Raw genomic sequence first — 9,258 nt, forward strand, 5'->3', positions numbered from 1 at the left:
CCAACGCCGGCAAGATTGATGCGCTGATGTCCGAAATCGCCATCGCGACCAAGGAACAAACTCTGGGCATTGACACCGTCGGTGCCGCCATCCAAGACCTCGACCAGGGGACACAGCAAAACGCCGCCTTGGTCGAAGAAACCGCCGCAGCAGCAGGCAGCTTGGCCGAACAGGCCCAGCGGCTGGCCGACGATATTGCCTTCTTTCAGTTCAAGTAGGCCCAGCGCTGCCTGCGCGGCCCTGGCTCAGTGCTCGTGGGCTAAACGGCTCACCAGTGTCACCAGCCCCATGCCAATCAGCAGCCAGGCAATTTGCGCCGCCGTGGCGCGGGCGCTCAGGCGGGTTTGCAGCTGGGGAATCAGGTCGGCCAGCGCCACGTAGATGAAGCTGCTGCTGGCTACTACCAGAAAGTACGGCAGCCATTCGTGCAGCAAATCCACCAGCCCGTAGCCCACCATGCCGCCCAGGGCCGTCACCGCCCCGGCCAGCGATACCTTCAGCAAAGCCACCCGGCGGTTGCTGGACGTGCCGCGCAGCACCACCAGGTCGCCCATGTGGTGCGGTACCTCGTGCACCAGCACCGCCAGCGCCGCTACAAAGCCCAGGCGCATGTCGGCCATGAAGGCCGAGGCAATCAGAATGCCGTCGCCAAAGGCGTGCACGCTGTCGCCGGTGAGTACCGCCCAACCGCCAGTCCGGGGCGGGGTGGCATGGGCATGGTCGTGGTGGTGGTCGTGGTGGCTGTGATCTGCATGCGCGTCGGTCTGCGGCCCATGGTGGTGTTCATGCCCGTGGTGCCACAGCTCGGCTTTGTCGAGCAAGAAGAAGAACACCAGCCCCGCCAGCAGCGTGCCAAACAGCGCCTGCGCGCCAGATTGGCTCTCAAACGCCTCGGGCAGCAAATGCATGAAAGCCGTGGCCAGCAAGGCCCCCGCCGCCAGGCTCAGCATGTGCTGGGTGTAACGCGCCAGCACCCCAAAACTGAGGACCGCCGCCACCCACACACTGCCAATTCCGGCGCACAGGGTGGCGATCAAGATTGCTACTAAAGTCATAGCTGGTTGCGCACGCAGAATCTGCGCGGAGGGGTTAAAAAGTTCGCAAATTGTAACGACCTACCCCGCCCCGCCAGCCCGGCTACAAATTGGTGCGTAGCGTCCAAATCTCCGGGAACAGCACCACGTCCAGCATCTTGCGCAGGTAGCTCACGCCGCCGGTGCCGCGCTTGAAGCCGATGACGCGCTCCACGGTGGTGACATGGCGAAAGCGCCAGAGCCGGAAAGTGTCTTCCAGGTCGGTGAGTTTTTCGCCCAGTTGGTACAGATCCCAGTGCTGGCGCGGGTCGCGGTAGGCGACCAGCCAGGCGGCTTCGACCTCGGGGCTGGCGATGTAGGGCTGGGTCCAGTCGCGCTGCAAATAGCGGGCGGGCACGGCCAGACCCCGGCAGGCCATGAGGCGCAGGGCTTCGTCGTACAGCGAAGGCGCTTCGTACGCGGCCTGCACCAGCGCCAGCAGGTCGGGCCGGTGGGCGTGGGGTTGGAGCATGGCAGCGTTCTTATTGCCCAGGGCGAACTCGATGCAGCGGTACTGCGCGCTCTGGAAGCCGCTGGAGCTGGCCAGGTAGGGGCGCATGGCGCTGTACTCGGGCGGGGTCATGGTGGCCAGCACGTCCCAGGCATGCACCAGTTGGGCCATGATTTTGCTCACCCGGGCCAGCATTTTGAAGGCGCTGTGCAGGTCGTCCGCCGCCACGCAGCGGATGGCGGCGTGCAGCTCGTGCAGCATCAGCTTCATCCAGAGTTCGCTGGTCTGGTGTTGCACGATGAACAGCAGCTCGTCGTGCGCGGGCGACAGCGGCTTTTGCGCACCCAGGATGCTGTCGAGCTGCAAATAATCGCCGTAGCTCATGGACTGGCTGAAGTCCAACTGGGCGCGTTCGTCCTGGACGATTTTTTCGGTGTGGCCGATGGGGTTGTGAGGGCAGCCCATATCAGGTCACCGCGCTGATGGTGTTGAACTCGGGGCGCTGCCACTCTGCCGTGTGCAGCACCTCGCGCAGTTGCTCCACCGCGTGCCACACGTCCTCATAGCCCACGTACAGTGGGGTGAAGCCAAAGCGCAAGATGTCCGGGTGCTGCGCGCCGTCGCCCGCACGGAAGTCGCCGATCACGCCACGTGCAATCAGCGCCTGGACGATGGCGTACGCACCTTCGGACTTGCTCAGCGATACCTGCGAGCCGCGCTGGGCGTGTTCGCGCGGGGTGGCCAGCGCCAGGCCAAAACCGGCGCAGCGCTGCTCCACCAGGGTGATGAACAAATCGGTCAACGCCAACGATTTCTGGCGCAGGGTGTCCATCGCCGTCTGGTTGGGGATCAGTGTGGCCGCTGCCGTAAACACGTCCAGCCCGCACTCCAGCGCCGACAGGCTGATCATCGGCTGGGTACCGCACAGGTAGCGCTGCACGCCGGGCGCGGGCCGGTAGTCGGGGGTGAAGGTGAACGGCGTGGCGTGGCCCCACCAACCCGCCAGCGGCTGCCAAAAGCGGTCGGCATGCACGGGATTGACCCACACAAAGGCCGGGGCACCAGGGCCGCCGTTGAGGTATTTGTAGCCGCAGCCCACCGCGAAGTCAGCCCCCGCACCCGTCAAATCCACCGGCACCGCACCCGCGCTGTGCGCCAGGTCCCACAGCATCAGCGCGCCTGCGGCATGGGCGACGGCGGTCACGGCGGGCATGTCATGCATCGCGCCGGTGCGGTAGTTGACGTGGGTCAACATCAGCACGGCGACTTCAGGGGTCAGGGCGGCGGCGATCTCTTCAGGCTCGACCAGTTGCAGCCTAAAGCCGTGCTGGCGGCACAGCGATTCGGCGATGTACAGGTCGGTCGGGAAGTTGCTGCGCTCGCTGACGATGACTTTGCGTTGGGGTGCGTCGGCCGTCGCCATGTGCAGCGCGGCGGTAAGCACCTTGAACAGGTTGACCGAAGTGCTGTCGGTGGCCACCACTTCGCCGGGTTGGGCCCCGATGAGACGGGCGATCTGGTTGCCCAGGCGCTGCGGCAGGTCGAACCAACCGGCGGTGTTCCAGGCCTTGATGAGATCGGTGCCCCATTCTTGGGTCACCACCTCGGCCACGCGGGCCGCCGTGGCGCGGGGCAGCGCGCCCAGGGAGTTGCCGTCGAGGTAAATCACACCGGGTGGCAGGCTGAAGTGCTCGCGCAGCGGGGCTAATGGGTCTTGCGCGTCGAGGCGCAAACAGTCATGCAAAGTCGTCATTTTTTTCTACTTTCAGAGAGCACGCAGGATTGCGCGCACGGGGGAGGCATCGGCGGTCATCAATTTGAGCGGCAGGGCGATCAGCTCATAGTCGCCTTCGGGCACGTCGTCCAGCACCAGGTTTTCCAGCACACGCAGATTCAAGCGGCGGATGGTCTGGTGGCTGTCCAGCGTCTTGCTGCTGGCCGGGTCGATGCTCGCGGTGTCGATGCCGATGAGCAGCACGCCCAGGGCGGCCAGGCGCGCTACGGTGTCGGGGGCGAAGGCGGCCAGGTCGGCATCCCAGCGGTCTACCGGCATGGTCTGGTAGGTGCGCACGAGCACGCGGGGCGGCAAATCCACCAGCGCGTGGGCCAGGTGCTCCCACAAGACCAGCGGCCCGCGGCCTATGCAGTGGATGACGCGGCAGGGGCCGAGGTAGGGCAGCAGATCGACCGCGCCGATGGCTGCGCCCTGCGGGTCGTAGTGCAGCGGCGCATCGGCGTGTGCGCCGACGTGGGGCGACAAGGTGATGGCGCTGACGTTGACCGGGCAGTCGGGCGTGATGGTGGCCGACCAGTGCTGCTGGTACGGCGTGTCGCCCGGGAAAACCGGGCAGCCGGGGGAAATTGGCGGAGAGATATCCCAGAGGTTTTGCATAGTGCCGGGAAGGTAGCACCGCTGAATTTGGCGTGGTGTCGGTTATTTCCAACAGCCGCCGAATTCCTCTGGATTTTCAAAAAACTCAAAAAACAAGGCCTTTTTCAAGCCTTAAAACCGGTTCCAGCGCAGATTAAACCTGCGCGGGCAGCTATCAATTTCTTATTCAAATAGGAGAGCGTTCGACAAACCCCGACGCGTGCGGGCTTGCAGGCAGGCGGTGCTGCCCGCCTCGAATTCCCGGCACGGCGACGGCCGCCATTCGTAGATGCCGCAGGCCACGCGCTCGCCCAGCGTGCCCACCAACGCGGCGCAGCGTGGCGGGCTGTGGTCGGTGCCGCGCATGCGGCGCAGGCGGGCATTGACCTCGACCACCAGGCCCTCGGGCACGCTACCACCCTCTTCCTGCGATTCCTCCACCGCAAAGTCCACGCGGAAGCTGGCGCAGCAGATGCCGCAGCTTTGGCAGACGGCAGACATTTATTCCAGACGGCCCAGCATCAGGTATTCCATGAGGGCTTTTTGCACGTGCATGCGGTTCTCGGCTTCATCCCAGACGACCGACTGTGGCCCGTCGATGACATCGGCTTCCACCTCTTCGCCCCGGTGGGCGGGCAGGCAGTGCATGAAGAGTGCGTCGGGCTTGGCGACGGCCATCATCTCCAGATCGACACGCCAGTCGGCAAAAGCGGTTTTGCGGACCTCGTTTTCGGCCTCGTAGCCCATGCTGGTCCACACGTCGGTGGTGACCAGATCGGCCCCGGCACAGGCCTGCATCGGGTCTTTGAAGACTTTGTAGCTCTCGGCCGAACGGATGCCCGCAACCGACTGGTCTACCTCGTAGCCGCTGGGGGTGCTGAGGTGCACGGTAAAGCCCAAAATCTCGCTGGCCTGCAGCCAGGTGTTGGCCATGTTGTTACCGTCGCCCACCCAGGCCACGGTTTTGCCCGCCAGGAATGACGGGTCCGGCATTCCTTCCGAGTTCGTGCCGCGATGCTCTAGGTAGGTAAAGATGTCGGCCAAGATTTGGCAGGGGTGGAATTCGTTGGTCAGGCCGTTGATGACGGGCACGCGCGAATGTTCGGCAAAGCGCTCGATCTTGGTCTGCTCAAAGGTGCGGATCATCACCAGATCGACCATGCGGCTGATGACCTTGGCGCTATCTTCGATAGGTTCGGCGCGGCCCAGCTGGCTGTCGCCGGTGGTCAGGTGCACCACGCTGCCGCCCAACTGGTACATACCCGCCTCGAAGCTCACGCGAGTGCGGGTGCTGGCCTTTTCGAAAATCATGGCCATGGTGCGGTCCACCAAGGGGTGGTGCTTCTCGTAGGCCTTGAACTTCTTCTTGATCAGCGCGGCGCGGCCAAAAATGTAGGCGTACTCGTCGGCGCTGAGGTCGCTGAACTGCAGGTAGTGCTTTAACGGGTTCTTCAAGGGATGGCTCATACCGGTTCTGCCAAGAATTGCTTAATTAACGGGCACAAAATGGCCACCAGCTCGTCGGCCTCGGCGGTGGTCAAGATCAGCGATGGCACCAGGCGGATCACGCTGTCGGCGGTGACGCTGATGAGCAGCCCGGCCTCTACCGCGCGCTGGGCCAGCACGCCGCAGGGGCGGGTGAGTTCCACGCCGATCATCAGGCCTTGGCCGCGCACTTCCTTGAAGCCCGCCACGCCTTCCAATGCATTGCGCAGTGCCGCTTGCAGGTGCGCCCCGACCTTGGCGGCATTCTCCAGCAGGCCGTCCTCTTCCATGATGCGGATGGTTTCCACCCCGGCGCGCATGGCCAGCGGGTTACCGCCAAAGGTGGTGCCGTGGTTGCCGGGCTGGAAGATGTGCGCGGCCTTGGGGCCTGCCACCACCGCGCCCACCGGCACGCCCGAGCCCAGGCCCTTGGCCAGCGGCATCACGTCGGGTTGGATTCCGGCCCACTGGTGGGCAAACCATTTGCCGGTACGGCCCATGCCGCACTGCACTTCGTCGATCATCAGCAGCCAGTCGCGCTCGTCGCACAACTTGCGCACCTGCTGCAGGTATTCGACGCGCATGGGGTTCACGCCGCCTTCGCCCTGGATAGTCTCGAAGAACACCGCGGTGACGTTGGGGTTGTTGGCGGTGGCCGCCTTGAGCGCCTCGATGTCGTTCAGGGGCACGCGGATAAAGCCTTCGACCATGGGGCCAAAGCCCTTTTGGATCTTGGTGTTGCCAGTGGCGCTGAGGGTGGCAATGCTGCGGCCATGGAAGGCTTTGTCATAGACCACGATTTCGGGGCGCTCGATGCCCTTGTCGTGGCCGAACTTGCGCGCCAGCTTGAGCGCGGCCTCGTTGGCTTCCAGCCCGGTGGAGCAGAAGAAAACGTTGGTCAGGCCCGACAACTCCACCAGCTTGGCGGCCAGCGCCTCCTGGAGGGGGATGTGGTAGTAGTTACAGCTGTGGATGATCTTGCCGATCTGGTCTTGCAGGGCAGGCACCAATTTGGGGTGGTTGTGGCCTAACGTGTTGACCGCAATGCCGCCCAGGCCGTCCAGATACGACTTGCCATTCACGTCCCACACGCGGCAGCCTTGGCCGTGCGACAGCGCAATCGGCAGTCGGCCATAGGTGTTCATGGTGTGGGGCGAGGAAGCCTCTAGCGTAGCGGTCATGCAGTTCTCCAAAGTAGACAGGACAGATTCAGAGCCACATCCAGCGCTGAAACGTAATTCTAGGCGCAGAGATTGCTTAGTTTTTTGACAATCCTGCATCACAGCGATGCATAGCGGTCCATGGCAGGGCTCCAGAATCAGCCCAAGTCTTATATAAGATACAATTATTGTGCACCGCAGCAAATCTACCCAATACCTGCCATTGACGCTATCATTCCTGCACAAAGTGCCGCCCAAACCAGCTTACCGGCCCGGTTTGATCCACGCACCTAACCCCCTCTGAAAAGCCCCACCGATGGTTTCCACCTCCGCCAAAGAAGTCTTTATCCAGGGTGTCACCAAGGACGGAAAAGCCTTCCGCCCCAGTGACTGGGCCGAGCGCTTGGCAGGTGTTTTGAGCCAGTTTCGCCCCGGCGGCGCACAGCCCGGCAGCCACCTGAGCTACTCGCCCTGGTGCGTGCCCACCACCATCAACGGAACCAAGGTGGTGATCTTGCACAGCGACTTGCGCGACTACGACGTGATGGCCTGGGACTTTGCCATCAACTTCGCGCGTGACAACGGTTTGCAGGTCGTAGAGGCCTGCCTGATCCCCGAATAAACTCCCGGGTAAAACTGGGGTTTAAGCCAACCGGAACGCGGCCACCGTATCCACCAGTTGCTGCGCCTGTTGCGTCAGGCTGGCGGCAGCGGCCGCACTTTCTTCCACCAAGGCGGCGTTTTGCTGGGTGGCTTGGTCCATTTGAGACACCGCCTGGCCTACCTCGTTGACACCGGCGCTTTGCTCAGCGCTGGCCGCGCTGATTTCGGTGACGATGGCGGCCACACGCCGGATGGCCCCCACGATCTCGTCCATGGTTTGCCCGGCTTGCCCCACTTGCAATGTGCCCTGGTCTACCCGCTCCACACTGGTCGAGATCAGGACCTTGATCTCGCGCGCGGCCTCGGCGCTGCGCTGGGCCAGGTTACGCACTTCGCTGGCCACCACTGCAAACCCCCGGCCCTGCTCACCAGCGCGTGCCGCCTCGACCGCCGCGTTGAGGGCCAAAATATTGGTCTGGAAAGCGATGCCGTCGATCACGCCAATGATGTCGGCAATCTTTTTGGCACTGTCGTTGATGCCGGTCATGGTCTGCACCACCAGCCCCATCATCTCACCGCCCTTGACGGCTACCTGGGTCGCCCCGAGGGCCAGCTGGTTGGCCTGCTGGGCGTTGTCGGCGTTGTTGCGCACATTGCTGCCCAGTTCCTCCATGGTAGCGGCGGTTTGTTGCAAGGCGCTGGCCTGCTGTTCGGTGCGGTTGGACAAATCGTGGTTGCCCTGCGCTATCTGGGCACTGGCGTTGGCCACCTCGTCGGCATTGGTTTTGACATCCCGGACGATGCCCGCAAAATTGGTTTGCATATGGGCCATGGACTGCAGCAACTGCATGGTCTCAAAGTTGCCCGCAGACTGGATGGCGGCAGCCAGATTGCCCTGGGCCAACCGGTCTGCCACTCCCACAGCGTAGGCCATGGGCTGGGTCATGCTGCGGGCCAGCCACAGGGCAGAGGCCATCATCACCGCGCAGGCCAGCACCAGCGAAGCGCCAATGGCGATGCGGGTGGAATCCACATGCTGCGTGGCCTGCGCATTCAGGGCCGCGCCGTTCTGCTGGATGGTGTCCGACAAACCCTCCATAGCCTTTTCCAGTTCGGAAAACGCCGCCTGCAAAGCAGGCACAGCGGCCTGGGCAGCCTGTACATCGGAGCTGGATGCACTGACCACCAGGCCCGCAGAAGCAATGTACTTCTGCACCAGAGGACGCACCTTGGCCAGCGCGGCCGAGCTCTCGGCGGTGAGCGACATGGACTGTAATTCTGACAGGGCCTTGTTGAACGTCTCGGCGTGGTCCTTCAGCCCCTTGTCAGCCTCGGTGATCTGGGCCGGATTTTTCTCCAATGCCCCCAAAATCGCCAACTGGGCATCGCCGCGTACGGCATCGTGCATCATGTCGGCCTCTTGGCTAGTTTGCAGTGCTACGCCGGCCTGGATGGCATCGTCTAGCGCACCGCCCAACCGCGACGACGCGTACAGGCCAATTCCACCGGTCAAACCCGCCAGCAGCGTTCCGGCCAAGCCAAGGCCAATAATCTGGGTACGCAATTTCATGGATGTGTTCCTCTTTGCTAGATGGCAAATCGACCCGCGCCAGACATTGGCCCGCGTGTAAAGCATTCTGATACACAGCAGCCAATCTAGCTACACTTTATGGCGCATAAGGACCGGAAAAACCCATCTTCTGTATACACCTTAAGCATGCACTTAGACGGGTTTCCACCTAGCACGGATGTCAGCTTTGCGACTAAATTTCACGGCGTTGTCACCGTTTGCCCCTAGCATCCCTGCTTTTCTCTTTCACTAGGATCTCGCATGCACATTTCCCGCTTGGCATTGGCTGTGGCCACTGCCGCCCTTACGCTATCGACTGCCCAGGCGCAAACCGAGATCCAGTGGTGGCATTCGATGAACTCGGTCAATGGTGAGTGGGTCAATGACTTGGCCAAAGATTTCAACGCCAGCCAAAAAGAATACAAAATTGTGCCCACCTACAAGGGCCAGTACGACGAGTCAATGACGGCCGCCATCGCCGCCTTCCGCGCGGGCAATGCACCGCACATCCTGCAGGTGTTTGAAGTGGGCACCGCCACCATGAT

General features: G+C 62.8%; 9 protein-coding genes and 2 pseudogenes. 3 read left to right on the plus strand and 8 right to left on the minus strand.

What is annotated here, in order from left to right; translation table 11 throughout:
• Positions 1 to 218 (plus strand): annotated as a pseudogene (locus ABI213_RS13700) (hypothetical protein); the annotation flags it as partial.
• Positions 219 to 245: 27 nt separating this feature from the next.
• Here the strand turns inward: ABI213_RS13700 and ABI213_RS13705 are convergent.
• From ABI213_RS13705 to ABI213_RS13735, 7 genes are all read right to left on the minus strand, one after another.
• Complete coding sequence (locus ABI213_RS13705; RefSeq protein WP_348006808.1) at positions 246 to 1,055, minus strand: ZIP family metal transporter; 810 nt, start codon at positions 1,053 to 1,055, stop codon at positions 246 to 248.
• An 82-nt stretch (positions 1,056 to 1,137) separates the two neighbouring features.
• On the minus strand, positions 1,138 to 1,989 hold the full coding sequence (gene kynA, locus ABI213_RS13710; RefSeq protein ID WP_348027538.1) for a tryptophan 2,3-dioxygenase: 852 nt from the start codon (positions 1,987 to 1,989) through the stop codon (positions 1,138 to 1,140).
• A gap of 1 nt (position 1,990) precedes the next feature.
• Positions 1,991 to 3,277, minus strand: coding sequence for a kynureninase (kynU, locus tag ABI213_RS13715; protein WP_348006806.1), 1,287 nt, complete (start codon positions 3,275 to 3,277; stop codon positions 1,991 to 1,993).
• A gap of 12 nt (positions 3,278 to 3,289) precedes the next feature.
• Positions 3,290 to 3,916 (minus strand): arylformamidase, encoded by a 627-nt coding sequence (kynB, locus tag ABI213_RS13720; protein WP_348006805.1) that lies wholly within the window; start codon positions 3,914 to 3,916, stop codon positions 3,290 to 3,292.
• Positions 3,917 to 4,078: 162 nt separating this feature from the next.
• Positions 4,079 to 4,396, minus strand: a complete 318-nt coding sequence (locus tag ABI213_RS13725) for a YkgJ family cysteine cluster protein (protein WP_348006804.1) — start codon at positions 4,394 to 4,396, stop codon at positions 4,079 to 4,081.
• Positions 4,397 to 5,350: an ornithine carbamoyltransferase gene (gene argF, locus ABI213_RS13730; protein ID WP_348027540.1), complete on the minus strand. Its 954-nt coding sequence runs from the start codon at positions 5,348 to 5,350 to the stop codon at positions 4,397 to 4,399.
• An 8-nt stretch (positions 5,351 to 5,358) separates the two neighbouring features.
• The gene (locus tag ABI213_RS13735; protein ID WP_348027542.1) at positions 5,359 to 6,561 is read right to left on the minus strand and encodes an aspartate aminotransferase family protein; all 1,203 of its coding nucleotides are present in this window, start codon (positions 6,559 to 6,561) and stop codon (positions 5,359 to 5,361) included.
• Between the two features lie 295 nt (positions 6,562 to 6,856).
• Here ABI213_RS13735 and ABI213_RS13740 point away from each other — a divergent pair, with 295 nt between their 5' ends.
• A complete protein-coding gene (locus ABI213_RS13740) occupies positions 6,857 to 7,162 on the plus strand; it encodes a DUF3579 domain-containing protein (protein ID WP_348007426.1) in 306 nt (101 codons plus the stop codon).
• A 21-nt stretch (positions 7,163 to 7,183) separates the two neighbouring features.
• On the opposite strand, the gene ABI213_RS13745 is transcribed toward ABI213_RS13740, so the two are convergent.
• A complete protein-coding gene (locus tag ABI213_RS13745) occupies positions 7,184 to 8,713 on the minus strand; it encodes a methyl-accepting chemotaxis protein (RefSeq protein ID WP_348027544.1) in 1,530 nt (509 codons plus the stop codon).
• A gap of 261 nt (positions 8,714 to 8,974) precedes the next feature.
• Between ABI213_RS13745 and ABI213_RS13750 the strand changes: the two are divergent.
• Positions 8,975 to 9,258, plus strand: a pseudogene (locus ABI213_RS13750) (sn-glycerol-3-phosphate ABC transporter substrate-binding protein); the annotation flags it as partial.

It is taken from the genome of Rhodoferax sp. (assembly GCF_039922535.1).
GTDB lineage: Bacteria > Pseudomonadota > Gammaproteobacteria > Burkholderiales > Burkholderiaceae_C > Rhodoferax_B.